Consider the following 26,747-nt stretch of genomic DNA (forward strand, 5'->3'; position numbering starts at 1 on the left):
TATTTTAATAGCATGGCCAGCATGGGGTTTGCAGCCCAAAGGTTGAGATATTTCAGAGTATCAAGCAATTCGCTATGACTCGTCATAGAGCCAGCTGTCGAAGTCCTCGGGAAGTAGGCTCACGATTGACTCGGAATTCATAGAATACAGGTCATAGGTAAGCTCAAATTGATTGATGACTTGAACAAACCGGCGAAGGGATCCTTTTTTGGTCAGCACCTTCTTTTTATCATCGATGCCTTTTTTTACCCGGTCCAGGTTTTTGTCGTAGTACAGTAAGTCAAGAACCTCGACAATCGATGGATTGCTGATCAGTTTTTGCCTTGAAACCACTTCTTCGTTGATATTTCCGGGTTTAGTCAGATCACTGACCAACAGAACCCGCCCTGTCATTCTGTGGGTTTTATAAATCATAAACGGGATTTTAAGCAGATGCCTATGGGCGCCTTTCCCGAATCCGCCGGACGGAATGTATCTGTAATCCTGACCTGGACTGCGCAGGCCCTTCCCATTGGCCGGACATACCTGATCAAAAAAGAAAAGGCTCAACCAGGCCCACATTCCGGTATTTTCCAGTTCACTATCACTGACTAAGCCCAGAGCTTCGAAAAGATACTTCCCGGCATCCAACCTGGTACTGAAAGCAACAGTATCCTCGACTGTGGCATATCCATCTACAGATATGGTGAGCGCAGTGTCATCTAACAAACTGATGGGAATATCCTTTCCAGGATCGGATTTCAAATCATAAAGATAATCCCTGAAAAGCTGTATTCCTTTATCGTTGAGGGCTTTGACGATCTTTTTCATTAATCTAACTCCAGCAACCCTGATATTCTCTGCATTATTCTTTGGTTTCGACAGAAGCCATCAACACTCTTTTCTATCCATTCTATGCTCAATTCCTCGTTCAGGTCCTTACGAGGCCACTTCTCGTTGCATAAAGTCTTTCCATAAAGAAGCCACCTGTACTGCCAGTCAGGAGTCTCATCATTCGGATCGGGGTCCTGCAGCGTGTAGTCCTCTTCGCAATAAATAAGAATATACGAGAGGATCTGTCTTACGATCTCCGGATAAACAGCGCAAAAAAACATGTCGTCTGACCTTAACAATGTCTGAACATTAGGAATCTTAGAGTTCACTTTCAACCAAGGCATATCCGAAGCCTCCAGGTCCAGTTCCCAAATTCGGTTTCCCAGATCCTCTTCATTAACACCAATAAGACTCATCCTATTGGCGGTGCGCTCCTCTTCACTTATAGCGCTAACACCTTCAGCAAGTGCGAGGATTTTCCCATGCATCGCACTCTCATCAACAATTTTGACCCGGAACCGAATATCCTGAAGATCGGCAGGTGTAAAGGCATCAAGTGCCCGGTTGTCAGGGGGCAATATATTAGAAACGGTTCCATACGAAAACCGGTTATATTTGGTGCGATGATACGCCTCAACGTATATGGCGGCGTCATGCGGAAGATCATCCTTGTATGTGTCAATCGTGATATCCGCGTCAAGATGGGGAATACCGCCGATGTACGTCACGCTCACCCGGAGATCAGTACGCTTGATTTTAATTCGGTCGGTATAATTAAATTTCCTGATCATCTTCATCCTCCTTAGCGGGAACAACCTGGACGACAAGGTCCCGATTGATATCGAAACCAGTCACCTTTATTTCAAACTCAGGATCCGTAACATTGACTAGCAGTATATTGTCCAAACATTTAACCAGCTCGATACCAGAGTGTTCGATATCAATGGGATTTTTGTTTAGACGAAAATCAAGCGGGCTGTATTTTCTAAGATGATTTCCCGATGGCACCCGGTATGCTACATTAATCGTTATGGTCTTTGGCGTATGGGTAGCACTTCTATCTCGGGTTACCGTAAATCCGTTTTCGGATTTATACGTCCGAATCATTCTCGTTTTCGGTTCCGGTGGGTCTGCGGGGGGAGGATTAATCTCAGGTTTTTTCTTCGGTCCCGGCTTTTTCTTGCTTCCGGCTGGAAGTGCACTGAGATCAAGATGGAAAATATCTCTCAGCAGATCACGGTTCTGCTCTATATTCTTTTTTGAAATCTTTCTCCAGATGTCGTGAGGGGCCTTCTTGACGAATCCGATACTCTTCTCACCGCGGTCATAGAGTTCGAGCAGATCTTCATTATTGCGCTGCTCCCATCGGTCATGGGCGGGCGGCTCGGAGACTCGTAACAGTTTCCCCAGCAATTTGTCATGTATTTCGACAAGTGCGATACAGCCAGCATCCAGCTTACTGTTCTTATTCGCATTCTTAACATCAATACCTTGCCGGATATATTTGGCTGGAATACGGTTAGCTACATCAGTCTGAGTAAAGCAGACGTCAAATTCGCCCCGCGCAGGTGATCCTTCCTTGGTTTTTACTCGCACAGGAACACGGATTAAAACCTTGCCATTAAGCTCGAGAGATCCACGGATGTCGCTCAGCATGTCATCGGTAAGGTTTATACCGCTCAAAGACGGAATCTTATATAAATCAGGATCCTCTAAGACAAAAATATCCTCTTCGGGCACTTCTGAACTCCAAATTGCAAGATCGATGGTTTTGAGCAACATTTCGTCCCCTGACAAATATTGCTGCGCGACTTCTTTAATAGTGTTATTTGTAATAATGATTTCATCACATCCGTCGTAGCGAAGGTATACTTTCAGCCGACCGCGGATTACTGGATAAAAGTAATCCTTCAGTACGGATTCAACCAAGGGCCCCGGGGCCATAAGCTCAGGCTTAGGAAAGGGTATTACTACGGATAGACCGGACTGTTCGGCCCGGGTTATATCAAAAATATTTTCAAATTGATCAAGCTGTTCTGAAGCTTCAAACGGAACGGCGAAAAATCCATCTCCCTTGATTTCTCCAAAATAACCGTAGGGGGCGTATTTCTGCCTGTTATGATGGTGGATTTTCAAAATCGATTTCCCCATCAGCAGTTTCCTTCCGTCCTCCGATCGGTTTGTCAGACCGAAGTATGTGTTGATTCTAGACGCTGCCGGAAAAACGTGCTTTCCTAGCCCCCAGCTTCCGAGTCCATCTTTTTTTCCGGAGCGACCGATATTACGCCAAAAATAAAAGAAATCGTAAAATTCTTTGCTATCGGCCGGAATGGGGGTTTCATCGTCATCATACTCTGGGTCACCGTTCAGCCCCTTGGTTCCGAAATCCTCTGCCACAATATAATCGAGCACTTCCGTCCCCTTCGGAAGTTTTTCCCTCCGTAGCCCACTGTTCTCCGCTTTAAGGTGGGGATTCAATCCGTGCAGAGGCATCCCTTCAGCAATCAGATCTGAGTATTTCACATTCGATGTTTTATAACTGATAACGACTTCTGCAGTGCCGTCTTTATCCAGCCTAGCATCAAGGGAATTCTGAATGGCCTCTCTGACAAGTATCTCAGAAAGATCCCCGATTTCTTCAGACGCAAAGAATTCGCCCTGTATGGGGTCGACACTGTCTTCCCCTTTGATCATTCTCCTGAACTTCCACATCAGCTCACCTATACTTTAAATTTAAACCCTGCCTGATCGGCCTTTCCGCGACTGTTGAAGCGGGATTCTAGATCGCGAACCTCCCGCTTTATTGCACCGAGGATCTGCTTAACATGCGCATCTGTATATTCATAATTAGATGTGCTGGAGAGGTTACCAATGAGTTGAATCCTCTTTATCACCTCATTAACCCGCTTTTCTGCGAGCTCCTCAAACTTCTCCATACGCTTACTTTTATTTTCCATATATTCCTCCTGCTGAAATATACATCTATTCAATACGTGCATTTTTTTAACATACATATTTTATATATATGCTTATATATAGATTATAAATGCGTATAACTATCAATAAAAACTCATAATATATCCATATACTCGCATGCTAAACCGGCAAAATTTGTCGGAATAGTTTTTCCAGACCACGTGAAACAGCAGGTCGCTTTGGTCGAGCTTGACCAGCTGCCCGAGATAGCGGTTTAACCGGCCCTTTTCGCCGAAGGTTTCGTGGACATCAAAGTCGCGGGCATAGATGGAATTGAAGGAGACCCAGAGCAGTATAAAACGCGTGTCGATATCATCGGTTGCTTCGGCGGCCTGCAGCCAGCTGAGCCCCCGATGTATCCGCAGATTCGTGGGTTCGGGCAATCGCCAGCGCGATTCCCGATGTTTCAGCTTAAGATTTGTGTGGTTTAGTTTCACCCCAGTTCATCCTTACTCCCCCCTTTAAAAAATTCACTCCAGATATACTCCGGAATACCCCATAACAACAAGTCCGTCATTCAAAGAAATAAAAGAATAGCGCGGGCTTAGTATTTTTTACTAGAGCAAGGCGGTGGACGGAAGTCGGAGGGCGGTTGGCAGAGCACAGCTTGTTCTGCTTTCGTGGCTTACTGCTTCAGCCAAACAATCGCCTTCAGCTTTTCTTCCAAGGGCTGGAACTCCGGATCACCGGTGACCAGTTCGGCCTTTTTGATTTTGGTCAGTGCCGCGGCATAAGCATCGGCCAACGACATTTTGTACTCGGCCTTAAATTCTGCCGCCGCTTCACTAAGTGCGAGATCCGCATCAATGATTTCAATGGGCAGATCGTGAAGATGGGTCTGAACGGTTTTCCATGCGTTGCGGCCCTGTGCACGGATCACCCGATACATGACCTCTGACCAGTTAACCGTGGTGATAAAAATTCGTTTTTTATCCACCAGGGCCTTTTTGAAATACTCCGCCACCCGATCCGCATCGGATTCGTTGAAAATGAAAGAGAGCAGTGCAAAGCTGTCAAATACCGCGTTTTTCAATTTCAGCCTCCTCGCGGTCGATTTCTGCCGCATGTTCTTCTATCAGTTCCTGGGTCACCGGCTTTTCTCCGGCTTTGCGCTGCAGCATGCCCTGAATGGAATCGATATAGGCATCGGTGATCGGGCGCACCTCAAACGAACCTTTTTTTTGATCAAAAACCAATCGTGTCCCCGGCTTGATTCCCAGCTCTCTTCGGATTTTTGCGGGAATGACGACCTGCCCTTTAGCTGTCACAACTGCTGTAATCATAAACTCTCCTTAATCCATGGATAACCTACTAATATCATCTGTTCCGTCAAATGAAAAATGTCTTACATATCCAATATGTCTTACTTTTTGTTTTAGGGGTAATCGTATCCGTGCGATGACTTCGGGCTCATATCCAATCCTTGGAACCGCAAAGCGTGCGACGAGCAGAACCGGCAGCGTGCACAAAAGCGGTGTCGCGCTTTGCTTGCCCCCGCACTCCAAAACGGTTCTTTTTTAAATCGGTGTGTTGACAAGTTTCATCATTTGGCTATTTTGCCAAATATACATTCAAGGAAAAATATGAAGGCAAAAGAGAAAAATCTGTATGAGGCGAAGGCGAAGGTGCTGAAGGCGCTGGCGCATCCGACGCGGCTGTGGATGGCGGAGCAGCTGTCGGCCGGGGAGATGTGCGTGTGCGAATTTGTGGATCAGATCGAGGCGGACTTTTCGACGATCTCGAAGCATCTGTCGGTGCTGAAGCAGGCGGGCATTGTGCAGGATGAGAAGCGCGGCAAGCAGGTTTATTATACCCTCAAGGTTCCGTGTGTGCTGAATTTTATGAGCTGCGTGGAAGCTGTTCTGGAGAACAACGCCAAAGAGCAGGCGGAGCTGGTTAGTTAAGAATGCAGGTCTGCGACACCATTATTTTTTAGTTTTTATATGGTTAAATGGGAAAATATACGAGCGTTGCTCTTAATTTAGATTTTTGAATGTCGATTTATAGGACTCAGTCGGCGTTGGCCTCAATTTAAAGACAGGCGTCGCAGACCCGAAAATCGGAAATCAAAAATCGGCATTCTAAAATAAACTCCGAAGGAGTGAGAAGATGTTCCAATGGTTGGATAATTTAGTCACCAAAATGGTGGAGGGCTGGTTCGGGCTGGCAATGGATTCGCAGCTGGGCGGCAGTGTTCATTTCTTTTTTTACGACACGGTCAAAATTCTGATCCTGCTGTCGCTGATGATTTTCGGAATTTCGTATCTGCGCACCTTTTTTCAGCCGCAGAAAACGAAGGTGATGCTGGAAAAAATTAACGGGCCGAAGGCGCATGTGGCGGCTTCGCTGCTCGGCATTATTACGCCGTTTTGTTCCTGTTCGTCGGTGCCGATTTTTATCGGTTTCATTGAAGCGGGTATTCCGCTGGGGATCACCTTTTCGTTTCTGGTTACTTCGCCGATTGTGAACGAAGCCGCCTTTGCGGTGCTGTGGGCGGCATTCGGCTGGAAGGTGGCGGTCGCGTATGCCGTGATGGGTGTTTTGATCGGGGTGGTGAGCGGCATGATTATCGGGCGCTTTAAACCGGAGAACCATTTGGAGCCGGAAGTTTTCACGGGCGAGGGGTTTAATAAAACCAGGCCGGATATGACGCAGAAGGAGCGGCTGGCTTTTGCGGGCGAACACGTCTGGGATATTCTCAAAAAAATCTGGCTGTATCTATTGATCGGTATCGGCATCGGTGCGGCCATTCACGGTTGGGCACCGGAGAATATTCTGGCGAAATATGCCGGCAGCGATAATCCGTTGAGTGTGGTGATTGCGGTGGCTGCCGGGGTTCCGCTTTATGCCAATGCCATCGGCACGATTCCGATTGCGGAAGCGCTGATCGGGAAAGGCGTGGGGCTCGGAACGGCATTGGCTTTCATGATGGCGGTGACGGCGCTTTCGGTTCCGGAAATGGTGTTGTTGCGTAAGGTGATGAAGCCGCGGCTGATTGCTATTTTCGTGGGCACTGCCGCGACCGGAATTCTGCTGGTGGGCTGGATGTTTAACTGGGTGTTTTAACGTCGGAGAATCGGGTGATGAATGATCATTCCGGGAGCGTTCAGCACCAGCTCGGTCATTAACAAGAAGGGCAACCATGGATCACATGCTCATTCCGGCGCTGGTTTTTCTGGTGATCTCGATGCTCATTTCGATGCTCGGGATGGGCGGAGGCATTTTGTATGTCCCGATTTTGCTATTGGCCGGATTTGATATTTCGTCAGCGCCGTCAATCAGCCTGATTCTGATTGCAGCAACCTCGCTCGCGGTGTTGCCGGGTAGTGCAGGGCATGCCGTACAGGGGCAGGTTGATCGGCGGACGGGTGGGCAGCCGGATATCGCTTTCCATGAACAAGGCCCGCTTGAAAAAATGGTTTGGAGTGGCGGTTTGGATTATTGCGATACGAATGGCGGCTCAATGGGTCATGAAATAAAAACAGAAAACGGTGAGGTGCATCGTTTCGAGAACAGGAAACTGGATTGATGAAAAAAATTATACCGATTGTATTGCTGGTTATCGCCGTCGTGGCGGTGGTGGGCCTCAAGAACAGAAAGCATGCGGATCCGGAAACAGCCGGCTGCGAAGGCGGTATCTGCACCTTGCCGTTCCCGGCGGAAAAGATGATGCCGGAAGGGGCTGTGGCGGAAACGGCGGTGGAAACGCCGCTGCCGAAGCTGCTGGATCTCGGTGCGGGAAAGTGTATTCCGTGCAAAGCGATGGCTCCGATTCTGGATGAAATGAAGGAGACTTTTTCCGGGCAGCTTGATGTTGAATTTATCGATGTCTGGGAAAATGAAGGGGCGGGGGAGAAATACGGTATCCGAATGATCCCGACGCAGATTTTCTTTGATGCCGAGGGGAATGAGCTGTTCCGCCACGAAGGCTTTTATGCCCGGGAGGACATGCTCGCGAAGTGGCAGGAACTCGGATACGAATTTGCAGTTAAGGAAAACCACGAAATACACTAAACACACGAAAGGAAAACGTAACTTTTATTTCGTGGTGTAAGGAGGGTGGATGATGGGTGAGTTATTTTCAGTTTTAACGAATGCGGTGGAGGGGACACCGGCGATTGCGATGATTGCGGCGATGATTTGGGGGATGCTCAGTATATTGCTGAGTCCGTGTCATCTGGCGAGTATTCCGTTGATTATCGGGTTTATTGATGACCAGGGCAAAACCTCAACGGCTCGGGCGCTGGGAATTTCGACGCTGTTTTCCGTAGGCATTCTGGTTACCATCGCGGCCATCGGGGCGATCACGGCGGCGGCAGGACGAATGATGGGCGACCTCGGAGCGTATGCGAACTATGTTGTTGCGCTGATCTTTTTTTATGTCGGACTCGGTTTGCTGGGCGTGGTTCCGCTGAGCTGGAATCGGCCGGAGCAGGTCGGCAAAAAACGCAAAGGCTTGCTGGCCGCTTTTATGCTGGGGCTCATTTTCGGTATTGCGCTCGGACCGTGCTCTTTTGCCTATATGGCGCCGTTGCTCGGAATCACCTTTAAACTGGGGGCCGCGCAGCCGGTCTATGCCGGAAGCCTGCTGCTGATGTATGGCATCGGGCACTGCGGTGTGATTGCGCTGGCAGGGATGTCTTCCGGCTGGGTCCAGAAATATAAGGCCTGGAATCAGGAATCCCGCGGTGCATTCAAACTTAAAAAAGTCTGCGGTCTTCTCGTCCTGCTCGGCGGGCTTTACCTGATTTATACCGCGCCCTGAATTGCTGGGGATCGGTTTGAATGCGATCCTCTTTGATGTCCGCATTTACCCTGCAGAAAAAATTCCGGATGCTGTGTAAGGTGTGCCCGTTTGATTCGACTGATCCGTGAACGCTGGTAGGATGCTGCCGATATCCGGCGGATATGAAGGTCCTGAGTGCGTCACATTTATGGAGGAATTTTTTATGCAGAATTCGCAAGTCGTGAAGGAGTCCGGGGAGGGGTGTGCTGATGCGGGAAGCCGGCCCGGATACATTCAGCCGCATGCCCTGAAAGAGCTGTGGTTTCACACCGGGACGGTTTGCAACCTGTGCTGTCCGTTCTGTCTGGAAGGCTCCCGGCCGGGCGATGACCGGCTGCAGCAGCCCTCGCTCGCCGATCTGAAGCCGTTCATCGAGGAATCGCTGGCGCTCGGGGTTCAGCAGTTTTCCTTCACCGGAGGGGAGCCCTTCAGTAATTCCGAGGTGATCGAGGTGCTGGATTATGCACTCGACCGGAATCCCTGTCTGGTATTGACCAATGCCACGGAGCCGCTGGCCGGCCATCTCGGCCGACTGGCCGCGCTGATTGAAAAACCGTTTGCGCTGCAGTTTCGCGTCAGTCTTGATTACCCGAATCCGGAAAAGCACGACGCCGGCCGCGGGCGCGGTAATTTCAACCTTGCGCTGAAAACCATGCGGCAGATTCACCGGCTCGGTTTCACGGTTTCGATTGCCCGGCAGAGCGCCCCCAACGAGGATGTCGATGCCGTTAATCGCGCCTATCAACCCTTCTTTGAAGAGGCCGGCCTTCCGGCGGAGACGCCGATCGTGGTGTTTCCCGAATTCCACGAGCCCGGATCCCATCCCGACGTGCCGCATATCACGGAGCACTGCATGACGACCTATAAATCAGCGGAAGAGCGCGACCGCTTTATGTGCAGTTTCAGCAAGATGGTGGTGAAAAAGGGCGGAAGAATGCGCGTCTATGCCTGCACGCTGGTGGATGACGACGAAGACTACGATCTGGGCGGAAGCCTGCACGAAGCGATGGAGGTCCGCGTCATGCTTCAGCATCACCGCTGTTACACCTGTTTTGCGGCCGGCGCGAGCTGCAGTGAACTTTAAGGAGATCCGCATGGAAGTACTCAGCAAAACCGACAAACATAACGCCGTCAGCGAATACTATGGCCAGACGCTCGAAAAGTCAGACGACCTGAAAACCAATGCCTGCTGTACCGTAGGAGCTTATCCCGACTATATTCAGACTCCGCTTGGCATGATCCATGAAGAAGTGACGGGCAAATATTACGGATGCGGCCTGACGCTTCCGCAGGAACTGCAGGGGAGGCGTATTCTCGATCTGGGTTCCGGCTCGGGACGCGATTGCTATATCGCGGCCTTTCTTGCCGGTCCCGACGGCCATGTGGTGGGGATTGATATGACGGATGAGCAGCTCGACGTCGCCAACCGATATGTTGGTTACCATATGGAAAAGTTCGGTCATGGCCGGCCCAATGTGGAATTCAGAAAAGGCCTGATTGAAAAACTTGATGCCGCCGGCCTGGAAGATAACTCGTTTGACATCGTCATATCCAACTGCGTCATTAACCTCTGCCCCGACAAAGAGGCCGCGCTGCGCGAGATTCATCGTGTACTCAAGCCCGGCGGCGAATTCTATTTTTCCGATGTCTATTCCGACCGGCGCATTCCTGTGAACCTGCAGGATGATCCCGTGTTGTATGGAGAATGTCTCAGCGGTGCGCTTTACGAAGGCGACTTTATCCGTCTCGCCCGCCGGCAGGGATTCAACGATCCGCGCGAAGTGACGCGCGATCCGATCACGATCGAGAACCGCCATGTGCAGACTCTGGTGGGCAGCATCAAATTTGACTCCATCACCTACCGCCTCTTCAAGCTTCCTGAACTGGAAGACGCCTGCGAGGACTTCGGCCAGGCCGTACGTTATAAAGGTACGCTGCGCCACTCGCCGGATGTCTTTGAACTCGATGCCGGGCACCGCTTCGAGAAGGGCCGCGCATATCCCGTGTGCGGCAACACCTTCAACATGCTTTGCCGAAGCCGCTTCGCCGGACATTTCGATTATTTCGGCGATGCGTCTGTCCATTTCGGTCGCATGATTGATTGCGCGCCGGTCCACGAAGCCGATCGCGCTGCAGGAACGGACTGCGGATGCTGATCTTCGTGCTGGAAGTAAGAGTCCGTAGCCTATAGTTTGCCGCTATGTATTCAGAAAACGAACCGCAGCAATGGCTGGAGGAACACGGCGATGCCCTGTTCAGCTATGCGCTGAGCCGCCTGAAAAACCGAAGCTCCGCCGAAGATGCGGTTCAGGAAACCCTTCTGGCCGCCCTTCGTTCGCAGGATCGTTTTTCCGGCAGTTCCTCCGTCCGCACCTGGCTCATCGGCATTCTTAAACATAAGATTGTCGACCTGATCCGCAAGGAGGGGCGTGAGCAGCCGATCGATGAGATTGAAACGTTCGAAACTCCGGAAGAGGAGTTTTTCGATCGCAAGGGGCGGTGGCGCATCAAGCCGGTTGAGTGGAAGGTGCATCCTGACCGGGTTCTCGAACAGAAGGAATTCATGGGGGTGCTTTTCCAATGCCTGGAACATCTGCCCGACCGTCTGCACCGCCTGTTTGTGCTGCGAGAGCTGGAAGAGCAGGATTCGGCTTTGGTCTGTAAGGAACTGGGCATCACCCCGACCAATCTGTGGGTGATGCTGCACCGCGCGCGCATGCGCCTGCGCGGCTGCCTGACGGAAAACTGGTTCGGAGCAGGAACATAAAATGCGGACGTGTAAGGAAATTTCAACGCTGGTGTCGGAATCGCTGGATCGGGAGCTCTCGCTTCGCGAACGCATGGCGATGCGGGTGCATCTGATGATGTGCTCTCTCTGCCGAACCTACAGCCGCCAGATCGGGCAGCTTCGTTCGATCCTTCAAGGGGCCGCGAAAGCCGAGCCCCCTCCGGAGCCGCTTCCTGAAGAAGTCCGGCAGCGCATCCGGCAGCGTCTCTCCGACGAATCCCGCTAAGCGATCTGCAGTCTTTGCGCTGTAAGGACTTTCCTGTCCGTCCGACTACCTGGTGTCGGACGATAAATCCGGGAAAGAAGGTCTTATGAAACGAGGATTCATCTTTATTCTGCTCGCAGTCTGGGTCGGCGCCTTGCCGGCACAGGAACTCAATGCAGTACTGAGAAGGCATGTGGTCAACGGGCGGATCGACTATGCCGCGCTGAAGGCCGATCCGGCTCCATTGAAGAGGTATCTTGAGTCCGCCGGGGCGGTATCGGAATCGGAATTCAGGTCGTGGGGCGAAAAGCGGCAGCTGGCCTTTCTGATCAATCTCTACAACGCCGCAACCCTTCAACTGATCGTCGATCATTATCCGGTGAAGTCCATCAAGGACATCGGTAACTGGTTCAAGGGGCCGTGGGATCAGCCGGTGGTTCCAAGGTTTGGAAAAATCCTTACGCTCAATCAACTGGAGCATGAAATTATTCGTCCGCAATATCCCGACCCGCGCATCCACATGGCGCTGGTCTGCGCCGCCAAAGGCTGCCCGGTTCTCCGCGCGGAGGCGTACACCGCCGAGCGGCTGGATGAGCAGCTCGATGATCAGTCGCGCGCCTATCTTGCCACGCCGGCCGGATTGGTGGTCGACCGTGAAAAGGGCACCTCATCAATCTCGTCGATTTTCAAATGGTACAGCGACGACTTTGCTTCGGTCCCGGCTTTTGTCGAAACCTACAGCGGGCAGACGATTCAGGGATTGAAAATCAGGTATCTTGATTATGACTGGTCGCTGAACGAAAAGAGGGAATAAGCTGCGAACCGGGCCACCGGCGAAGCGCATTTGATCGCGATGGGCTGCGGGTACGCGTGGCAGGTCTTCTATCCAGAAGCGGGCACCGGGATTTAAAGGGAACGAAATGCCTTTGGGCTGGATTCATTCCGTGTCATCCTTTCCAACTAAAAGGCCCGTTCAGGGCGAAAGGATTCCGGCGATGACCGATTTTTTTATGCAGTTTCATCCGGTGGTTCAGGCGTTGATCGCGACGCTGTTCACCTGGGGGGTAACGGCGGCGGGTGCGGCGCTGGTTTTCATGCCGGGCCTGGTCAAACCGAAATTCATGGATTGCATGCTGGGGTTTGCCGCCGGGGTCATGATTGCCGCGAGTTTCTGGTCGCTGCTGGCCCCGGGAATCGAAATGGCTGAAGGCCTCGGGCATACGCCCTGGCTGACGGCGGTGGTCGGCTTTCTGGGCGGCGGGATATTCATGCGGCTGATCGACAAATTTCTGCCGCATCTGCATCCCGGTCTGGCCATGGAGCACAGCGAAGGGGTGAAGACCTCCTGGCAGCGCAGCACCCTGCTGGTGCTGGCGATCACGCTGCATAACATTCCGGAAGGGCTCGCCGTGGGGGTGGCCTTTGGTGCGGTTGCGGCCGGACTGCCTTCCGCCACCCTCGGCGGCGCGCTGGCGCTGGCCATCGGCATCGGCATCCAGAACTTTCCCGAAGGCACTGCGGTCTCCATGCCGCTGCGCCGCGAAGGTATGGGCAAATGGAAGAGCTTCATGTATGGCCAGTCCTCCGGATTGGTTGAGCCGGTGGCCGGGGTGATCGGGGCCGCGTTTGTGCTGAAGATGCAGAATATCCTGCCCTATGCGCTTTGTTTTGCGGCCGGCGCGATGATCTTTGTGGTCGTCGAAGAGCTGATTCCGGAATCTCAGCGCAACGAAAAAAATATCGATATCGTCACCATGGCGACCATGGTCGGTTTTGCGGTTATGATGATTCTCGACGTCGCTTTGGGATAAGATACGGCTTCCTGTAAGGCCGTGCGGCCGGCTCACTGCCCCCCGCTTCGCCGGAAACCGAGGGCGGACGAAAAGGCGTAACGGCCGGTTTTTTCCGGCGGCGGCGTAAGGAATCCTGCTGCAGACCGACTACCGTGCGGAGGTTTGTAATGGATAAAATGAAACGCTGGATAAAACCCCTGCTCATTACTGCGGCTGTTGCGGCTGTGCTGGTGCTGGGCGGGCACTATCTGAATTTGCAGCAAAGGATTGTCGAGGCCCTGGACTGGATCAAGGGTCTGGGCCCGCTGGGCATGGGGGTATTTGCGGGGCTGTATATTCTGGCCTGCGTCTTCTTTATCCCCGGCTCGCTGCTGACGCTGGGGGCGGGCAGCATCTATGGCGTGGTGACGGGATCGATTCTGGTTTCGGTGTCCTCAACCCTCGGTGCGACCGCGGCCTTTCTGGCTGGGCGCTATGTGGCCCGCAACAGGATCGCAAAAAAAATCGAAGGCCATGCGCGTTTCAGCGCCATTGATGATGCCGTTGCCAAAGAGGGCTGGCGGATCGTCGGGCTGACGCGCCTGTCGCCGATCTTTTCGTTCAACCTGCTGAATTATGCCTATGGCCTCACCCGCATTTCGCTGAAGGAATATGTACTGGCTTCGTGGCTCGGGATGCTGCCCGGTACGGTGATGTATGTCTACCTCGGTTCGTTGGCGGGTGATTTGGCCGCGCTCGGATCGGAGACCGCCGAGGCCCCGTCTGCGGCGCAGTGGGCGATTAATATACTGACGTTTGTCGCCACGGTTCTCGTGACGGTATACGTCACGAAGATTGCCAGGAAAGCTTTGGCGACACGAGTGGTTACTGAGACGCAATAGGATTTTACGCTCGGCAACGTTTCCTGCGTACCTCAGGTAAACGTTCTCTACACCCGATGGGTTATTGTTGTTGGCTAAGCAGAGATTGACTCGGACGTTTTAGGTGTAGAGATCGCTTACCCGAAGTATGAGGGAAGCGATAGAGTTCCGGCGTCTTTTGTGTAAGGCTTTCATCGTCTGGTCGACTACGTTGTACCATGGAGAACTATATGACTGAAGAATGGAATGTACAGCCCGCCCCGATGGATGAACACAACCGGAAGCTGGTTGATAACGTACACCCGGCTGACTGGCGGAATCCGACGCCTGACGGTACGTATAACCTCGTGGCGATCGGAGCCGGCACAGCCGGACTGATTTCCGCCATCGGCACGGCCGGGCTCGGCGGAAAGGTGGCGCTGATTGAACGGCACCTGATGGGCGGCGACTGTTTGAACGTCGGCTGTGTTCCTTCGAAAGCCCTGATTGCTTCATCACATCTGGCGGCCCGCATGCGGCATGCCGCGGAGTTCGGCCTGACGCCTTCCGAAGTGCCGGCCTCTGATTTCCCGAAGGTGATGGAGCGGCTGCGGAGGATCCGCGCCGGGATCAGCGAAAATGATTCCGCAAAACGCTACACGGAAAAAGGGGTGGATGTCTTTATCGGGGAAGGAAAATTCACCGGACGCAGCACCATTGAAGTGGATGGGCAGACGATCAGATTTAAAAAGGCGGTGATCACCACGGGGGCCCGCGCCGTGGATCCGGATATTCCCGGACTCGCCGAGGCGGGATACCTGACGAATGAGACCGTTTTCAACCTGACGGAACGGCCTGAACATCTCATCGTGATCGGCGGCGGACCGATCGGGTGCGAGCTGGCACAGGCATTCCGGCGGCTGGGCTCGAAGGTCACGATCATTGAGCGCGACCGGTTCCTGCCGCGCGAAGATCCGGAAGCATCGGCCATTCTGGCCGACTCGTTTAAACGCGATGGTATTGAAGTGCTGCTTGAATCCGCCGTGGAAAAGGTTTCATCGGATGGCGGTACCAAGACGGTGCATATCGTGCGGAACGGGAATGCGCTCACCGTCGACGGCGACCGGATTATGGTAGGGATCGGCCGCGCACCGAATGTGGATCATCTCGGACTGGAAGCCGCGGGGGTCAAAGCCGATCCCCGCAAGGGCATCGTGGTCGACGATAACCTGCGCACGAGTAATCCGAACATCTTCGCCGCCGGCGACTGCTGTATGCCGTATAAGTTTACCCATGCCGCCGATGCGGCTGCGCAGATCGTGATCCAGAATGCGTTGTTCGGCGGCCGGAAAAAACTCTCCGCCGCCAACATGCCGTGGTGCACCTATACCGCCCCCGAGATCGCACACGTAGGCATGTACGAACATGATGCCGCAGACCAAGGGATCGAAACCGATGCCTACAAATTCGAGATGGCCGAAAATGACCGCGCACAGGCGGAGGGCGATGCCGAAGGCTTTGTGAAGGTTGTTGTGAAAAAGGGAACCGATAAAATCCTGGGGGCCACCATCGTTGCCGCGCACGCCGGGGAAATGATCAGCGAAATTTCCGTCGCCATGGCGGCCGGAATGGGGCTCGGAAAAATCGGCGGCGTCATTCATCCGTATCCAACGCAGTCCGAGGCAATCAAGCGCGTTGCCGGTCTCTATAACCAGACCCGCCTGACACCGACCATTGCCAAACTTATGAAAAAATGGCTGACCTGGCAGCGGCGCTGAACCTATGAATCCGGAACGACTGATTTTATTTACGCGTTTTCCTGTGGCTGGAAAAAGCAAGACCCGTCTCATTCCCGCGCTGGGCGAGGAGGGCGCCGCAGCATTTCAGCGTCGAATGACGGAGCATACCGTTCTGCAGGCGCAGCAGTCCGGGGCACAAGTTGAAATCCGATACACCGGCGGAACCGAAGAGGAGATGCAGGCGTGGCTCGGCGTCGGCCTGCAGTACGCGGAGCAGGGCGCCGGCGATCTCGGCGAGCGGATGGCCCGCGCATTTCAGGACCATTTCGACTCCGGGGCAGAGCGGGTTGTCGTTATCGGTTGCGATTGTCCTTCCAACCACTGGAAAAATATCAGGAACAGTTTTGTGCACCTGAAAGCGTCGGACTGCGTCATCGGCCCGGCGCACGACGGCGGCTATTATCTGATCGGTCTTTCCCGTCCGATGCCGCGCCTCTTTCATCGGGTGGATTGGGGGTCAGCGCGGGTACTGGAACAGACACTTTCGCTGGCTCCGAAGCAAACGGTTTTACTCGACACGCTGCATGATGTGGATCTTCCGGAAGATCTGCCGGCGAAGATTTCGGTGGTCATTCCGGCGCTGAACGAAGAGGCGCATCTCCCCCGAACCCTCAAGTCGGTCCGGCAAGGTTTCCACGTTGAAGCCGTTGTGGTGGACGGCGGAAGTTCGGACGGCACAAAACAGCTTTTTCCCGATGCGCCGGTTTGCCGGGAGGGGCGTGCATGCCAACAGAATCTGGGCGCGGAAAAAACAAACGGGGAGCTGCTTCTTTTTCTTCATGCCGATACGGAACTGCCCGATGGCTGGGATGGACAGATCCGCGAAACGCTGGCCGATGATTCGGTCGCGCTGGGGGCATTCAGCTTTCAGGTTCGCGAGAATTTTCCGGGCCGTAAATGTATTGAGGAAACTGCCAACTGGCGTTCCAGGGTTTGGAAACTGCCCTATGGCGATCAGGGCCTTTTCATGCGCCGCTCAGTTTTTGAGCGCCTTGGCGGTTTTCCCGCGCAGCCGATCATGGAGGACTATGCCTTCGTCTGCGCTGCGCGAAAGCTGGGGCGGGTCGTCACACGGCCGGAGGCGGCCGTCACCTCCGGCCGCCGTTGGCTGCATCACGGCGTGTGGAAGGTGACGTGGGTCAATAAGCTGATGATTCTCGGGTATCACCTCCGTATTCCGCCGGCAAGACTGGCGGCGTTTTATCGGCATTAACCGAGGCGCTAAGGCACAACCACTCGATAGAACATCGTATTTTCGGCAGCCGGAACCGTGACGGGCGTGATGCTTTCGGCGGCGTCTGTCCAGTTGGAGAAGAGGTTCGGGGTTTCCTGCAGGACGGCGATGTCCGGCAGCTCCGGCGTCCAGTCGATGGACACGAGGCCGGGTAGATTCGTCGTAATATTCACCGTCAGGTTGGTCGGCACCACACGGCCGCCGAGGAAGAAGCCGTCGTTAAATCCATTGCCGCCGATCGAATACTTGCTCGCGGTCATATTCGTATCGATCAGGGACGAGGTCAGGGGCGTGAGCGGTTCGAGCAGAACGATTTTAATATCCACCCCGTCATCATGCAGGTTGCCGTCAAACGTGATTTCAATCTGCGCGGGCTCAATGGCCGCAATAAGATCGTCCTGATTGTGTTCTGAATGCGGGATATCCAGATAAACAAACCGGTTGACGCCGTTCTCGAAATCGCCGGGCGAGTAGGTCCACATCACAAATCCATCGATGGTGGTACCGTCATCGAGACGCACCTGATCGAGGCTGTAGTACGCTGTTTCCGCAACCGAGGCGAGCGCACCCAGCAGGCAGGTGAGACCGGTAATACCGTGTATGCTCATTTTCATTGTTCCGCCTCCGTTATCACGGAAACAGCGTGCTGGAATACGGCCTTCCCGTCAATGCTGCGGACGCAGCGGCCTACATTAACCCAATTCTAATTTGACAATTAGCTAACTGACTAAATATAAACGCGGGCATGGAACACACACTGGATATTTTAAAGGCGCTTTCGGATAAAAACCGGATGCGGGTGGTGGCGGCGCTGGGGCGGTTTGACGAGCTCTGCGCCTGCCAGGTGACGGAGCTGCTGCAGGTGAAAGGGGCGACGGTTTCGCGTCATATGGCGATTCTGCAGAAGGCCGGTCTGGTCGGCAGCCGCAAAGACGGCCGCTGGGTCTATTTTTTTCTGACGAAGCCGGCCGGTTCGGAGCCGCTGTTCCAATGGTTGGAACAATCGCTCGCCGGCGAACAGGTGGAGGCGGACTTCCGGACCTTGGAAAAGATTGTGGCGCTGACGCGCGAGGATTTGTGCCGGATGCAGCGCGGCGAGGACTGCTGTCCCTGAAGGTGTGGCAGGCGGGACGCCTGCGATACATTCTCCCGTACCGCAGGCGTCCTGCCTGCCAAAGCAACAGAGGAAAAAATGAGCGAAGACAAAAATACAGGCATCGGTTTTTTTGAAAAGTACTTAACGCTGTGGGTGGCGCTGTGCATGGTGGCCGGGATTCTGATCGGACGGTTTCTGCCGGCGATCCCGGAGTTTCTGGGTAAACTGGAATACGCGAATGTTTCGATTCCGGTGGCGGTGCTGATCTGGATCATGATCTATCCGATGATGATGAAGGTCGACTTTAAGAGCGTGAAACACGTCGGCGAAAATCCGCAGGGGCTGTATCTGACGTGGATCACGAACTGGCTGATTAAACCGTTCACCATGTTCGGCATTGCCTGGCTCTTTTTCTACGTGATTTTCAAGGACCTGATCCCGCCGGAGCTGGCAAAGGATTATCTGGCCGGCGCGGTGCTGCTCGGTGCGGCGCCGTGCACGGCGATGGTGTTTGTCTGGAGTCATCTGACGAAGGGCAATCCGGCTTACACGGTGGTGCAGGTGGCGACGAACGATCTGATCATTCTCGTGGCATTTGTGCCGATCGTTAAATTTCTGCTCGGCGTCAGCGATGTGCATGTGCCGTGGGATACGCTTTTTCTTTCCGTCGTATTGTTTGTGGTGGTGCCGCTGACCGCCGGGGCGCTTACGCGCGGCCATATGCTGAAAACCAAAGGGCAGGCGTATTTCGAAAAAACGTTCCTTCCAAAGTTTGGAAACACAACGATTATCGGGCTGCTGCTGACGCTCGTGATTATCTTCTCGTTCCAGGGCGATGTGATCATTGCAAACCCGGTGCACATCGGTCTGATTGCGGTGCCGCTGATTCTGCAGACGGTGCTGATTTTCTTTGTGGCTTACTTTGGAGCGAAGGCCATGAAACTGCCGCACTGCGTGGCGGCTCCGGCCGGCATGATCGGGGCGTCGAACTTTTTCGAGCTGGCGGTGGCGGTGGCGATTGCGCTGTTCGGTACCAGCTCGCCGGTGGCGCTCGCCACGATCGTCGGGGTGCTGGTGGAAGTGCCGGTGATGCTGGCCCTCGTCGGCTTCGCCAACCGCACAAAGAACTGGTTTAAGGATTAAATACCTAAAAAAGGAACTGCTATGAGCAAAAAAATGAGTCTGCTGTATCTCTGCACCGGTAATTCCTGCCGCAGCCAGATGGCGGAGGGCTGGACGCGGGCGCTGAAGGGCGATCAGATTGAAGTCTATTCGGCCGGCATTGAAACCCATGGGCTGAACCCGAATGCGGTGAACGTGATGGCCGAAGCGGGCGTCGATATCTCGAATCAAAAGTCGCAGCATATTGATGAATTCAAAGACACGAAAATTGATTATGTAATTACGGTCTGTGCCCACGCCCACGAAACCTGTCCGTTTTTTCCGGGCGATGCCAAGGTATTGCACGTCGGCTTTGATGATCCGCCCAAGCTTTCGCCGGCGGATGCTTCCGAAGAAGTGAAACTCGACGGCTTCAGGCGTGTACGTGACGAAATCAAAGCCTTCGTAGAAACCCTTCCGGGGTCGCTGGAACAATAAAAAATGAACCACGGAATACACGTAAAATTTGAAGGACTTCTCTTCCGTGTATTCTGTGTATTCCGTGGTTGTCCTAATTGGAGAATAAAATATGAAAACACTGAAAATATATGATCCCGCGATGTGCTGTTCAACCGGAGTATGCGGTCCGGATGTCGATACCGAGCTGGTGCAGCTGGCCAACTTCCTGAAAAATCTCGATGCCTGTTCCGTAAAAGTGGAGCGCTATAACCTTTCTCAGGAACCGGCGGCGTATACCGCCGGCGTCGTTGCCGAAACGCTCAAAGAGAAAGGTACTGATGCCCTGCCGCTTGTCCTGATCGATGACGAAGTGATCAGCACTGGTGAATATCCGGACCTTGGAAAATTATCGGGCCTGCTCGGCACCTCCGAAATCTCAATGGAAATGCCCGACTGCTCCGGCTGCTGCGGGTGTGACTGAAATAAAAATTCGCTTCCTCTGTGAGGAGATTCAATGAACGTACTTCTGAATAAAGCAACGCGGTTTCTGTTTTTCACCGGCAAGGGCGGGGTGGGTAAAACCTCGATGTCCTGTGCCGTGGCGGTGGGGCTGGCGCAAGCCGGAAAAAAGGTGTTGTTAATCAGCACCGATCCGGCGTCGAACCTGCACGAAGTGCTGGAAACCGATCTTGGTTCACAGCCGGTGCCGGTTAACGGGGTGCCCGGTCTCGACGCCATGAATATTAATCCAATGGTCGCCGCCGAAGAATATCGGGAACGCATGGTCGGTCCTTACCGCGGCGTTCTGCCGGATGACGCGGTCCAGCAGATGGAGGAACAGCTGTCCGGTGCCTGTACCGTTGAGATTGCGGGCTTTAATGAATTCTCCAAAATGATCGGCGACGAAACGCTGATCGGCGGCTATGACCATGTGGTGCTCGATACGGCGCCGACCGGTCACACGCTGCGTCTGCTGAATCTGCCGTCGGCGTGGAACGAATTTATCGCCGGGAACGAAACCGGCTCTTCCTGCCTGGGGCCGGTCGCCGGCCTGGCCGATCAGAAAGCACTCTATGAACAGGTGGTGAATGCCCTCAAAAATCCGGAACAGACCCTGCTCGTTTTGGTGGCCCGCGCCGAGCCGATGAGTCTGGCTGAAGCCGCCCGCGCCAGTATCGAATTGGCGGAGCTGGGGCTGACCAATCAACATCTGATTTTAAACGGGGTCTTTTCGAACGAAACGTCCGATAAAATGGGCCGGGATTTTGCGGCGAAATCAGCGAAGGCACTTTCTGCAATGCCGGAAATTTTCCAATCCCTGGAACAAACGGAAGTCCCGTTCCGTCCGCATGGTGTGATGGGCGTCGATGCGCTCAAAGCGGTCGCTGCCGGTGAAGCCGATCCCGCCTGGCTCGATGCCCCGGATACCCTGCTCGAAAAACTGCCGACCGCGCTGGAAAATGTCAGCGAGTGGGAGGCCCTTTTTCAATCCCTGGAAAAACAGGGCTGCGGCGTGGTGATGACGATGGGCAAGGGCGGCGTGGGTAAAACCGTGATGGCCTCCACCATTGCAGCCGAACTGGCGCGGCGCGGTCATTCGGTCCTGCTGTCCACGACTGATCCGGCGGCGCATGTGGCCGAAACGATCGGGGCGGATTCGGGAAACCTGCAGGTGAGCCGGATCGATCCAAAAGCCGAAACGGAAGCCTATTGTGAAGGCATTCTGGAAAAGAACCGCGGCAAGCTTTCGGAAGATGATCTGGCGTTGCTCGAAGAGGAACTGCGGTCGCCGTGCATTGAAGAGATTGCCGTGTTCCAGGCGTTTGCCCAGACCGTGGCGAAGGGGACGGATCAGTTTATCGTGCTCGATACCGCGCCGACCGGTCACACCCTGTTGCTGCTCGATTCAACCGAGGCGTATCACCGCGAAGTCGCGAAATCGGCCGATGATATTCCGGCCGAGGTGAAGGAGCTGCTGCCGCACATCCGCGATCCGGAATTCACCAAGATCCTGATTGTGGCCCTGCCCGAAGCGACGCCGACGCACGAGGCGGCGGATCTGCAGCGCGATCTGCGGCGCGCGGGCATTGAGCCGTTCGGCTGGATCATTAACCGCAGCTTTGCGGTTTCAGGAACCTCCGATCCGGTGCTCTGCGCCAAGGGCCTGCACGAAACCGAATACATTGCGGAAATCGCCGGCGGCCTGTCGGCAAAGCAGACGGTGATTTCGCCGTGGGTCGGCGCGGAGCTTTCCGGTGTGGATAACCTTCAATTGCTGACGGAGGCCGCGACTCCGGATCCGGTGGGTTAATAGGACTTATTCAAATTCGACAGGGCCGCCTGATTTTCGTATCAAGTGGCCTTTTAATTTAGCAGGAGAGAAGAAGAATGCGTTATTGGATTGTCGGTTTGTTTATTCTGTTGTTTTCCACGGTATCGGAAGTTTCGGCGGCGGAGTGTGCGGCGTGCGGGGATGACTGCGGGTGCGAAGCGGTCTGTGCGTGTAATCATGAGCCGCGTGCACCGATTGGCGTGATGGGCGATCATGTGCATCACAAAGGGGCCTGGATGACGTCGTACCGTTATATGTTCATGAATATGGACAGAACGGACAGCGATGTGTCGGGCTACATGATGCGCCCGCTGAGCATGGATATGCAGATGCATATGTTAGGGGCTATGTACACGCCGATGAATGATCTGACGATCGGGCTGATGCTGCCGTATCTCATCAATGACATGGATATGGAAATGGGCGCCATGAGCATGCCCATGGAAATGAACTCGGAAGGATTCGGGGACCTGAAGCTGTCGGGTATCTACCGCCTGTGGTCTTCCTCCGTGCAGCAGCTGCTGGTGAATCTTGCGGTCAGTTTTCCGACGGGGTCCATTGATGAAGAAAGCGGTGGAAGCCGTCTGCCGTATTCGATGCAGCTCGGGTCCGGTTCGTACGGGCTGATCCCGGGCATCACCTATACCGGTCTGGCCAACGGCTGGGGCTGGGGCGGGCAGCTGAACGGGACCTTTTATCTGAATGAAAATGACAACGACTATACGCTGGGTGACCGCTATGGAGTGAATATCTGGGGGGCCCGCGATCTGTGTAAATCGTCTGCCGTCTCGCTGCGTCTGAAAGGTTCGCGTATTGAAAATATTGATGGAGCGGATCCGGAATTTACCCCGATGATGATTGCCAATAATCCATTAATGGATCCGAATCTGCGTGCCGGGACCCGGCTGGATCTGCTGGCGGGCATTGATTACCGGTGGAACACGGTTCGTCTGGCCCTCGAAGGCGGTGCGCCGGTTTACGAAGAACTGGACGGTCCGCAGCTGGAAACCCAATGGATGGTCATCGGCGGGCTGCAGTTGTCCTTCTGAAACCGGTACCTATCCGGCAGAACTTAAAACGGGCTTTTGGCCCGTTTTTTTGTATATAGAGGGCCTCTTCCAGGGATTGGAAAAAAGATGAACGTAGACTATGAACAGCGGTTTTCGAATAAAGATACGGGCTGCGAGCGGCCGCATCGGCATGACTATGCCGTGCTTTCCACGGTGATCGGAGGGCAGGTTGAGCTGAATGTGAGAGGCGTGTCGGTTTCGCTGATTCCGGGCATCCTCTGCCTGATTCCTCCGGATACCCTGCATCATGTGGTTTCTTTTTCGGCCTCATTCTGCGGGGTGCATACGCTGTCCGTTTTGAAGCTTCCGGATGGTTTGAAATCGATGATGCAGCGCCTGCCGCGCCGGGAAATTCTGATTCGGGATGAGGCGGTTTGTGCTGAATTTATTCGGCTGGATACGGCGCGTTCTGTGGAGGATTTTCTATCGGAGGTTTCTCTCTATGGTTCCATGCCGGCCATCCAGGAGGGAGCCTCTTCCAGGCATTGGACGGCTGTGTGCATTAAGGATTTCCTGGATTCGGATCGGGAAGCCATGGATGCCTCGTCGTTTATTGAAAACACCTTGCCGCATACAAAAACGCATTGTAACCGATTGTTCAAGGCGGCGTATGGAACGACCATTCAATCCTACCAGCTGGCACAAAAGGCCGAGCGGGCGCGGGTTTTGCTACAATCGGATCGGCCGCTGAGTGAGGTGGCGCTGGAGGCGGGGTTTTATGACCAAAGTCATATGACCCGAATTTTCAAGGGCGTGTTTCAGCTGACGCCGGAAGCGTATCGGGCCCAGCATCGGGAATAAGATCAGTCTCATACAATCGCACTTTTCGGCGTCGTGATAGAACGGGTGAATCAGTCAGTAAACCCATCACGGAACGACAGAAAAGAAAAGGTGAGATGTATGAACAAGCATGAGCAGGAAATTATCGATCAGTTTTCGAAGCAGGCGATTCCCTTCACGCAGGTGCCGGGGCATTTGGATGCCATGCAGCAACTGGTTGAACTGAGCGGTGTTTCGAAAACGGACGGTGTGTTGGATGTGGCCTGCGGCCCGGGTATGGTGGCCTGCGAATTTGCAAAGCTGGCCGACCGGGTCGAAGGCATTGATCTGGTTGAACAGATGATTGAGCAGGCCCGGTTGCGTCAGGTGCAGGAAGGGTTGGGAAATATTGCGTGGAAAACGGGAAGCGTGGATGCTCTGCCGTATGCAGACGACGCATTTTCCATCGTCATCACGCGCTACAGCTTTCATCACTTTTTAAACCCAAGGGCGGTGTTGGCGGAAATGGTCCGGGTTTGCCGGCCGGGCGGCACGGTGCTGGTGGCCGATGTGTCCATGCCGGAGGATCAGGTGGAGGCATTTAATCAGATGGAACGGCTGCGCGATCCCTCGCATACCGCCGCCTTGTCGGATTCGGCCTGGGCCGAACTGCTGGGCGATTCGGGGTTGAGCGATCTGCAGCACAGTCGCTATACCGTGGATATGGAGTTGGAAGCACAATTGCAGGCTTCGTTTCCAAAGGCTGGAGATGCAGAAATAATCCGGGAATTATTTCGATCGGATATGGGGAAAAACCGAATGGGAGTGAATGCCCGAAGGAAGGACGATTCGATATACTACACCTATCCCATCGCGATCTATACGGGGACTAAACCGCCCATCCCTTGTACCTGAAATTCGGTTTCTTGATTCGGATCAAGGCAGACTATACCGCGTTCGGCCATCCTTTGCGGCTTTTCCGGGGGATGAAAGGGAATGATGTGAAAAAGGCCGGGCTGTTTAAAAAGCTGAATAATGCAAATCTCTTACGGAGGCTGGTGCAGGGGATCTTTGCGGTATCCACAATCTGGATCGGTTTCCGGTTTTATCTGTTTTATCAGCAATTGGCCGCCGGGGCGGAACAGGTGATTGAACGGCCGCCGGGGGTGGAGGCGTTTCTGCCGATCAGTTCGCTGATGAGTCTGAAACTCTGGATCGTTTCCGGTGATTTCAACCGGATTCATCCGGCGGGACTGGTTCTGTTTCTTGTGATTCTGCTGACCGCTCTGCTGCTGAAACGGGGCTTCTGCAGCTGGGTCTGTCCGGTCGGACTGATTACTGAAATGATGAACGGATTGCAGAAGCTGCTGTTCCGCCAGCCGCTGATCGTACGGTGGTGGTTCGATTATCTGCTGCGCAGTATCAAATATCTGCTGCTCGGTTTTTTCTGCTGGATCATTCTGCTGAAGATGCCGGGTTCAGCGCTGAAAGCCTTTATCTACAGTCCGTATAATCAGATCGCTGATCTGAAGATGCTGGTCTTTTTTCTCGATCCTTCAACCACAACCATGGTGACGCTTTCCATTCTCACCGTGCTGTCGCTGCTGATCCGCAATGCGTGGTGCCGCTATCTCTGTCCGTATGGTGCTCTGCTCGGGATGAGCAGTTGGCTGAGCCCCTGGAAAATCCGCCGCGATGCCGGGAGCTGTATTGACTGCCGGAAATGTACGCAGGTGTGTCCGGCACATATCGAGGTGCATCGGGTGAAAACTGTGCAGTCGGATGAATGCCACGCCTGTCTGCAGTGCGTTGCGGCCTGTCCGGTGAAGGAGACCCTGCAATTGAGTGTCCGGAGGCGTCGTCTGGTGATTCGGCCCTGGCTGTATGCCCTGCTGCTGATCATTCTTTTTTTCGGCAGCGTATGGATCGCCCGTCTGGGCGGATTCTGGCAGAACGGGATTCCATTGGAACGATACCGTCAGTATATTCCCCTGCTTGAGCGCCTCAACCATGATCGGGGAAACGGCGTTCACTGATTGGAAAGGAATGAAGATGATTGACCTGGAAATGATGCGCCGGGAATACCTGAAGGACGGTTTGCACCGGAAGGATTTGTTTGAGGATCCGATTGCGCAGTTCGAACGCTGGCTCGACCAGGCGGTGAAGGCGGAGATTACGGATCCCACGGCGATGACGGTGGCGACGGTGGATGCGGAGGGGCAGCCGAGTCAGCGCATCGTGCTGCTGAAGCATCTGGATGAGCGGGGCTTTGTTTTTTATACGAACTATGAAAGTCGTAAGGCGCAGGATATGGCGGACAATGCCAAAGTCAGTCTGCACTTCCCCTGGCATATGCTGGAGCGTCAGGTGAAAATCTGCGGTGTGGCGGAACGGGTCAGTCTGACGGAATCCCTGAAATATTTTTCAAGCCGTCCGGCCGAGAGTCAGCTGGCGGCATGGGCGTCGGCCCAGAGCCGGCCGATTTCCTCGCGGCAGCTGCTGATGAAGCAGTTTAATGCCATGAAGGATAAATTTAAGCAGGGAAAAATTCCGTTGCCGGATTTCTGGGGCGGCTACCGGGTGGTTCCAACGGTGATTGAATTCTGGCAGGGTGGGGCACATCGCCTCCACGACCGCTTTGAATATACGCGTTCCGACGATGGCTGGAGTATTGAACGCCTTGCCCCCTGAATAAAA

Annotated in this window: 32 protein-coding genes; 24 read left to right on the plus strand and 8 right to left on the minus strand. The window is 53.9% G+C overall.

Going from position 1 to position 26,747, the window contains the following annotated elements; all coding sequences use genetic code 11:
* Positions 1 to 72: 72 nt before the first annotated feature.
* The 7 genes from P9H32_RS06125 to P9H32_RS06155 form a co-directional block, all read right to left on the minus strand.
* A complete protein-coding gene (locus P9H32_RS06125) occupies positions 73 to 810 on the minus strand; it encodes a hypothetical protein (RefSeq protein ID WP_322608001.1) in 738 nt (245 codons plus the stop codon).
* The gene (locus P9H32_RS06130) at positions 810 to 1,604 is read right to left on the minus strand and encodes a hypothetical protein (protein ID WP_322608002.1); all 795 of its coding nucleotides are present in this window, start codon (positions 1,602 to 1,604) and stop codon (positions 810 to 812) included. Before P9H32_RS06130 ends, P9H32_RS06125 begins: the two co-directional genes overlap by 1 nt.
* The gene (locus tag P9H32_RS06135) at positions 1,588 to 3,507 is read right to left on the minus strand and encodes a hypothetical protein (protein WP_322608003.1); all 1,920 of its coding nucleotides are present in this window, start codon (positions 3,505 to 3,507) and stop codon (positions 1,588 to 1,590) included. Before P9H32_RS06135 ends, P9H32_RS06130 begins: the two co-directional genes overlap by 17 nt.
* Positions 3,508 to 3,533: 26 nt before the next feature.
* Positions 3,534 to 3,770 carry a hypothetical protein gene (locus tag P9H32_RS06140; protein ID WP_322608004.1) on the minus strand — a complete coding sequence of 79 codons (237 nt, stop codon included), beginning with the start codon at positions 3,768 to 3,770 and terminating at the stop codon, positions 3,534 to 3,536.
* Between the two features lie 102 nt (positions 3,771 to 3,872).
* Positions 3,873 to 4,226 carry a HEPN domain-containing protein gene (locus tag P9H32_RS06145; protein ID WP_322608005.1) on the minus strand — a complete coding sequence of 118 codons (354 nt, stop codon included), beginning with the start codon at positions 4,224 to 4,226 and terminating at the stop codon, positions 3,873 to 3,875.
* Between the two features lie 188 nt (positions 4,227 to 4,414).
* Entirely contained in the window at positions 4,415 to 4,822 is a 408-nt protein-coding gene (locus P9H32_RS06150) for a type II toxin-antitoxin system VapC family toxin (protein ID WP_322608006.1), read from the minus strand.
* The gene (locus tag P9H32_RS06155; protein WP_322608007.1) at positions 4,803 to 5,072 is read right to left on the minus strand and encodes an AbrB/MazE/SpoVT family DNA-binding domain-containing protein; all 270 of its coding nucleotides are present in this window, start codon (positions 5,070 to 5,072) and stop codon (positions 4,803 to 4,805) included. Before P9H32_RS06155 ends, P9H32_RS06150 begins: the two co-directional genes overlap by 20 nt.
* Positions 5,073 to 5,372: 300 nt before the next feature.
* Between P9H32_RS06155 and P9H32_RS06160 the strand changes: the two genes are divergently transcribed.
* The 14 genes from P9H32_RS06160 to P9H32_RS06225 all read left to right on the plus strand — a co-directional run bounded on the left by P9H32_RS06160 (position 5,373) and on the right by P9H32_RS06225 (position 17,212).
* On the plus strand, positions 5,373 to 5,693 hold the full coding sequence (locus tag P9H32_RS06160; protein WP_322608008.1) for an ArsR/SmtB family transcription factor: 321 nt from the start codon (positions 5,373 to 5,375) through the stop codon (positions 5,691 to 5,693).
* Positions 5,694 to 5,898: 205 nt separating this feature from the next.
* A complete protein-coding gene (locus P9H32_RS06165; protein ID WP_322608009.1) occupies positions 5,899 to 6,855 on the plus strand; it encodes a permease in 957 nt (318 codons plus the stop codon).
* A gap of 76 nt (positions 6,856 to 6,931) precedes the next feature.
* Positions 6,932 to 7,318: a sulfite exporter TauE/SafE family protein gene (locus tag P9H32_RS06170; RefSeq protein ID WP_322608010.1), complete on the plus strand. Its 387-nt coding sequence runs from the start codon at positions 6,932 to 6,934 to the stop codon at positions 7,316 to 7,318.
* Complete coding sequence (locus P9H32_RS06175; protein WP_322608011.1) at positions 7,318 to 7,803, plus strand: thioredoxin family protein; 486 nt, start codon at positions 7,318 to 7,320, stop codon at positions 7,801 to 7,803. The genes P9H32_RS06170 and P9H32_RS06175 overlap by 1 nt, the downstream gene beginning before the upstream one ends.
* Before the next feature lie 49 nt (positions 7,804 to 7,852).
* On the plus strand, positions 7,853 to 8,554 hold the full coding sequence (locus tag P9H32_RS06180) for a cytochrome c biogenesis CcdA family protein (RefSeq protein WP_322608012.1): 702 nt from the start codon (positions 7,853 to 7,855) through the stop codon (positions 8,552 to 8,554).
* Positions 8,555 to 8,738: 184 nt separating this feature from the next.
* Complete coding sequence (locus tag P9H32_RS06185) at positions 8,739 to 9,659, plus strand: radical SAM protein (protein ID WP_322608013.1); 921 nt, start codon at positions 8,739 to 8,741, stop codon at positions 9,657 to 9,659.
* Between the two features lie 10 nt (positions 9,660 to 9,669).
* On the plus strand, positions 9,670 to 10,731 hold the full coding sequence (locus P9H32_RS06190) for a methyltransferase domain-containing protein (RefSeq protein WP_322608014.1): 1,062 nt from the start codon (positions 9,670 to 9,672) through the stop codon (positions 10,729 to 10,731).
* Between the two features lie 44 nt (positions 10,732 to 10,775).
* On the plus strand, positions 10,776 to 11,342 hold the full coding sequence (locus P9H32_RS06195; RefSeq protein ID WP_322608015.1) for a sigma-70 family RNA polymerase sigma factor: 567 nt from the start codon (positions 10,776 to 10,778) through the stop codon (positions 11,340 to 11,342).
* 1 nt (position 11,343) lies between these two features.
* Positions 11,344 to 11,589: a zf-HC2 domain-containing protein gene (locus P9H32_RS06200; protein WP_322608016.1), complete on the plus strand. Its 246-nt coding sequence runs from the start codon at positions 11,344 to 11,346 to the stop codon at positions 11,587 to 11,589.
* An 85-nt stretch (positions 11,590 to 11,674) separates the two neighbouring features.
* Positions 11,675 to 12,382: a DUF547 domain-containing protein gene (locus P9H32_RS06205; protein WP_322608017.1), complete on the plus strand. Its 708-nt coding sequence runs from the start codon at positions 11,675 to 11,677 to the stop codon at positions 12,380 to 12,382.
* A gap of 181 nt (positions 12,383 to 12,563) precedes the next feature.
* Entirely contained in the window at positions 12,564 to 13,379 is an 816-nt protein-coding gene (locus tag P9H32_RS06210) for a ZIP family metal transporter (RefSeq protein ID WP_322608018.1), read from the plus strand.
* 149 nt (positions 13,380 to 13,528) lie between these two features.
* A complete protein-coding gene (locus P9H32_RS06215; protein ID WP_322608019.1) occupies positions 13,529 to 14,242 on the plus strand; it encodes a TVP38/TMEM64 family protein in 714 nt (237 codons plus the stop codon).
* 209 nt (positions 14,243 to 14,451) lie between these two features.
* On the plus strand, positions 14,452 to 15,978 hold the full coding sequence (locus P9H32_RS06220) for a mercuric reductase (protein WP_322608020.1): 1,527 nt from the start codon (positions 14,452 to 14,454) through the stop codon (positions 15,976 to 15,978).
* Positions 15,979 to 15,982: 4 nt separating this feature from the next.
* Positions 15,983 to 17,212, plus strand: coding sequence for a TIGR04283 family arsenosugar biosynthesis glycosyltransferase (locus P9H32_RS06225; protein ID WP_322608021.1), 1,230 nt, complete (start codon positions 15,983 to 15,985; stop codon positions 17,210 to 17,212).
* An 8-nt stretch (positions 17,213 to 17,220) separates the two neighbouring features.
* Here the strand turns inward: P9H32_RS06225 and P9H32_RS06230 are convergent, their stop codons facing one another.
* Entirely contained in the window at positions 17,221 to 17,847 is a 627-nt protein-coding gene (locus P9H32_RS06230; protein WP_322608022.1) for a hypothetical protein, read from the minus strand.
* Positions 17,848 to 17,978: 131 nt separating this feature from the next.
* Between P9H32_RS06230 and P9H32_RS06235 the strand changes: the two genes are divergently transcribed.
* The 10 genes from P9H32_RS06235 (at position 17,979) to pdxH (ending at position 26,741) form a co-directional block, all read left to right on the plus strand.
* Entirely contained in the window at positions 17,979 to 18,347 is a 369-nt protein-coding gene (locus tag P9H32_RS06235) for an ArsR/SmtB family transcription factor (protein WP_322608023.1), read from the plus strand.
* Between the two features lie 78 nt (positions 18,348 to 18,425).
* Positions 18,426 to 19,472, plus strand: a complete 1,047-nt coding sequence (arsB, locus tag P9H32_RS06240) for an ACR3 family arsenite efflux transporter (RefSeq protein WP_322608024.1) — start codon at positions 18,426 to 18,428, stop codon at positions 19,470 to 19,472.
* A 21-nt stretch (positions 19,473 to 19,493) separates the two neighbouring features.
* On the plus strand, positions 19,494 to 19,928 hold the full coding sequence (locus P9H32_RS06245) for an arsenate reductase ArsC (protein ID WP_322608025.1): 435 nt from the start codon (positions 19,494 to 19,496) through the stop codon (positions 19,926 to 19,928).
* Positions 19,929 to 20,019: 91 nt separating this feature from the next.
* The gene (gene arsD, locus P9H32_RS06250; protein WP_322608026.1) at positions 20,020 to 20,370 is read left to right on the plus strand and encodes an arsenite efflux transporter metallochaperone ArsD; all 351 of its coding nucleotides are present in this window, start codon (positions 20,020 to 20,022) and stop codon (positions 20,368 to 20,370) included.
* A 33-nt stretch (positions 20,371 to 20,403) separates the two neighbouring features.
* The gene (gene arsA, locus P9H32_RS06255; protein WP_322608027.1) at positions 20,404 to 22,200 is read left to right on the plus strand and encodes an arsenical pump-driving ATPase; all 1,797 of its coding nucleotides are present in this window, start codon (positions 20,404 to 20,406) and stop codon (positions 22,198 to 22,200) included.
* Between the two features lie 77 nt (positions 22,201 to 22,277).
* Positions 22,278 to 23,270, plus strand: a complete 993-nt coding sequence (locus tag P9H32_RS06260) for a transporter (RefSeq protein ID WP_322608028.1) — start codon at positions 22,278 to 22,280, stop codon at positions 23,268 to 23,270.
* Positions 23,271 to 23,357: 87 nt separating this feature from the next.
* A complete protein-coding gene (locus tag P9H32_RS06265; RefSeq protein WP_322608029.1) occupies positions 23,358 to 24,092 on the plus strand; it encodes a helix-turn-helix transcriptional regulator in 735 nt (244 codons plus the stop codon).
* A 99-nt stretch (positions 24,093 to 24,191) separates the two neighbouring features.
* The gene (locus tag P9H32_RS06270; protein WP_322608030.1) at positions 24,192 to 24,965 is read left to right on the plus strand and encodes a class I SAM-dependent methyltransferase; all 774 of its coding nucleotides are present in this window, start codon (positions 24,192 to 24,194) and stop codon (positions 24,963 to 24,965) included.
* A gap of 71 nt (positions 24,966 to 25,036) precedes the next feature.
* Positions 25,037 to 26,086 (plus strand): 4Fe-4S binding protein, encoded by a 1,050-nt coding sequence (locus P9H32_RS06275; protein WP_322608031.1) that lies wholly within the window; start codon positions 25,037 to 25,039, stop codon positions 26,084 to 26,086.
* 19 nt (positions 26,087 to 26,105) lie between these two features.
* Complete coding sequence (pdxH, locus tag P9H32_RS06280; RefSeq protein WP_348534465.1) at positions 26,106 to 26,741, plus strand: pyridoxamine 5'-phosphate oxidase; 636 nt, start codon at positions 26,106 to 26,108, stop codon at positions 26,739 to 26,741.
* Positions 26,742 to 26,747 lie beyond the last annotated feature (6 nt).

Source organism: Pontiella agarivorans, assembly GCF_034531395.1.
GTDB lineage: Bacteria > Verrucomicrobiota > Kiritimatiellia > Kiritimatiellales > Pontiellaceae > Pontiella > Pontiella agarivorans.

What these genes read in the sequence shown, in the direction of transcription:
- P9H32_RS06125 (WP_322608001.1), bottom strand. Translation starts at nt 810, where the DNA reads ATGAAAAAGATCGTCAAAGCCCTCAACGATAAAGGAATACAGCTTTTC.
- P9H32_RS06130 (WP_322608002.1), bottom strand. Translation starts at nt 1,604, where the DNA reads ATGATCAGGAAATTTAATTATACCGACCGAATTAAAATCAAGCGTACT.
- P9H32_RS06135 (WP_322608003.1), bottom strand. Translation starts at nt 3,507, where the DNA reads ATGATCAAAGGGGAAGACAGTGTCGACCCCATACAGGGCGAATTCTTT.
- P9H32_RS06140 (WP_322608004.1), bottom strand. Translation starts at nt 3,770, where the DNA reads ATGGAAAATAAAAGTAAGCGTATGGAGAAGTTTGAGGAGCTCGCAGAA.
- P9H32_RS06155 (WP_322608007.1), bottom strand. Translation starts at nt 5,072, where the DNA reads ATGATTACAGCAGTTGTGACAGCTAAAGGGCAGGTCGTCATTCCCGCA.
- P9H32_RS06160 (WP_322608008.1), top strand. Translation starts at nt 5,373, where the DNA reads ATGAAGGCAAAAGAGAAAAATCTGTATGAGGCGAAGGCGAAGGTGCTG.
- P9H32_RS06165 (WP_322608009.1), top strand. Translation starts at nt 5,899, where the DNA reads ATGTTCCAATGGTTGGATAATTTAGTCACCAAAATGGTGGAGGGCTGG.
- P9H32_RS06170 (WP_322608010.1), top strand. Translation starts at nt 6,932, where the DNA reads ATGGATCACATGCTCATTCCGGCGCTGGTTTTTCTGGTGATCTCGATG.
- P9H32_RS06175 (WP_322608011.1), top strand. Translation starts at nt 7,318, where the DNA reads ATGAAAAAAATTATACCGATTGTATTGCTGGTTATCGCCGTCGTGGCG.
- P9H32_RS06180 (WP_322608012.1), top strand. Translation starts at nt 7,853, where the DNA reads ATGATGGGTGAGTTATTTTCAGTTTTAACGAATGCGGTGGAGGGGACA.
- P9H32_RS06185 (WP_322608013.1), top strand. Translation starts at nt 8,739, where the DNA reads ATGCAGAATTCGCAAGTCGTGAAGGAGTCCGGGGAGGGGTGTGCTGAT.
- P9H32_RS06190 (WP_322608014.1), top strand. Translation starts at nt 9,670, where the DNA reads ATGGAAGTACTCAGCAAAACCGACAAACATAACGCCGTCAGCGAATAC.
- P9H32_RS06195 (WP_322608015.1), top strand. Translation starts at nt 10,776, where the DNA reads ATGTATTCAGAAAACGAACCGCAGCAATGGCTGGAGGAACACGGCGAT.
- P9H32_RS06200 (WP_322608016.1), top strand. Translation starts at nt 11,344, where the DNA reads ATGCGGACGTGTAAGGAAATTTCAACGCTGGTGTCGGAATCGCTGGAT.
- P9H32_RS06205 (WP_322608017.1), top strand. Translation starts at nt 11,675, where the DNA reads ATGAAACGAGGATTCATCTTTATTCTGCTCGCAGTCTGGGTCGGCGCC.
- P9H32_RS06210 (WP_322608018.1), top strand. Translation starts at nt 12,564, where the DNA reads ATGACCGATTTTTTTATGCAGTTTCATCCGGTGGTTCAGGCGTTGATC.
- P9H32_RS06215 (WP_322608019.1), top strand. Translation starts at nt 13,529, where the DNA reads ATGGATAAAATGAAACGCTGGATAAAACCCCTGCTCATTACTGCGGCT.
- P9H32_RS06220 (WP_322608020.1), top strand. Translation starts at nt 14,452, where the DNA reads ATGACTGAAGAATGGAATGTACAGCCCGCCCCGATGGATGAACACAAC.
- P9H32_RS06225 (WP_322608021.1), top strand. Translation starts at nt 15,983, where the DNA reads ATGAATCCGGAACGACTGATTTTATTTACGCGTTTTCCTGTGGCTGGA.
- P9H32_RS06230 (WP_322608022.1), bottom strand. Translation starts at nt 17,847, where the DNA reads ATGAAAATGAGCATACACGGTATTACCGGTCTCACCTGCCTGCTGGGT.
- P9H32_RS06235 (WP_322608023.1), top strand. Translation starts at nt 17,979, where the DNA reads ATGGAACACACACTGGATATTTTAAAGGCGCTTTCGGATAAAAACCGG.
- arsB (WP_322608024.1), top strand. Translation starts at nt 18,426, where the DNA reads ATGAGCGAAGACAAAAATACAGGCATCGGTTTTTTTGAAAAGTACTTA.
- P9H32_RS06245 (WP_322608025.1), top strand. Translation starts at nt 19,494, where the DNA reads ATGAGCAAAAAAATGAGTCTGCTGTATCTCTGCACCGGTAATTCCTGC.
- arsD (WP_322608026.1), top strand. Translation starts at nt 20,020, where the DNA reads ATGAAAACACTGAAAATATATGATCCCGCGATGTGCTGTTCAACCGGA.
- arsA (WP_322608027.1), top strand. Translation starts at nt 20,404, where the DNA reads ATGAACGTACTTCTGAATAAAGCAACGCGGTTTCTGTTTTTCACCGGC.
- P9H32_RS06260 (WP_322608028.1), top strand. Translation starts at nt 22,278, where the DNA reads ATGCGTTATTGGATTGTCGGTTTGTTTATTCTGTTGTTTTCCACGGTA.
- P9H32_RS06265 (WP_322608029.1), top strand. Translation starts at nt 23,358, where the DNA reads ATGAACGTAGACTATGAACAGCGGTTTTCGAATAAAGATACGGGCTGC.
- P9H32_RS06270 (WP_322608030.1), top strand. Translation starts at nt 24,192, where the DNA reads ATGAACAAGCATGAGCAGGAAATTATCGATCAGTTTTCGAAGCAGGCG.
- P9H32_RS06275 (WP_322608031.1), top strand. Translation starts at nt 25,037, where the DNA reads ATGAAAGGGAATGATGTGAAAAAGGCCGGGCTGTTTAAAAAGCTGAAT.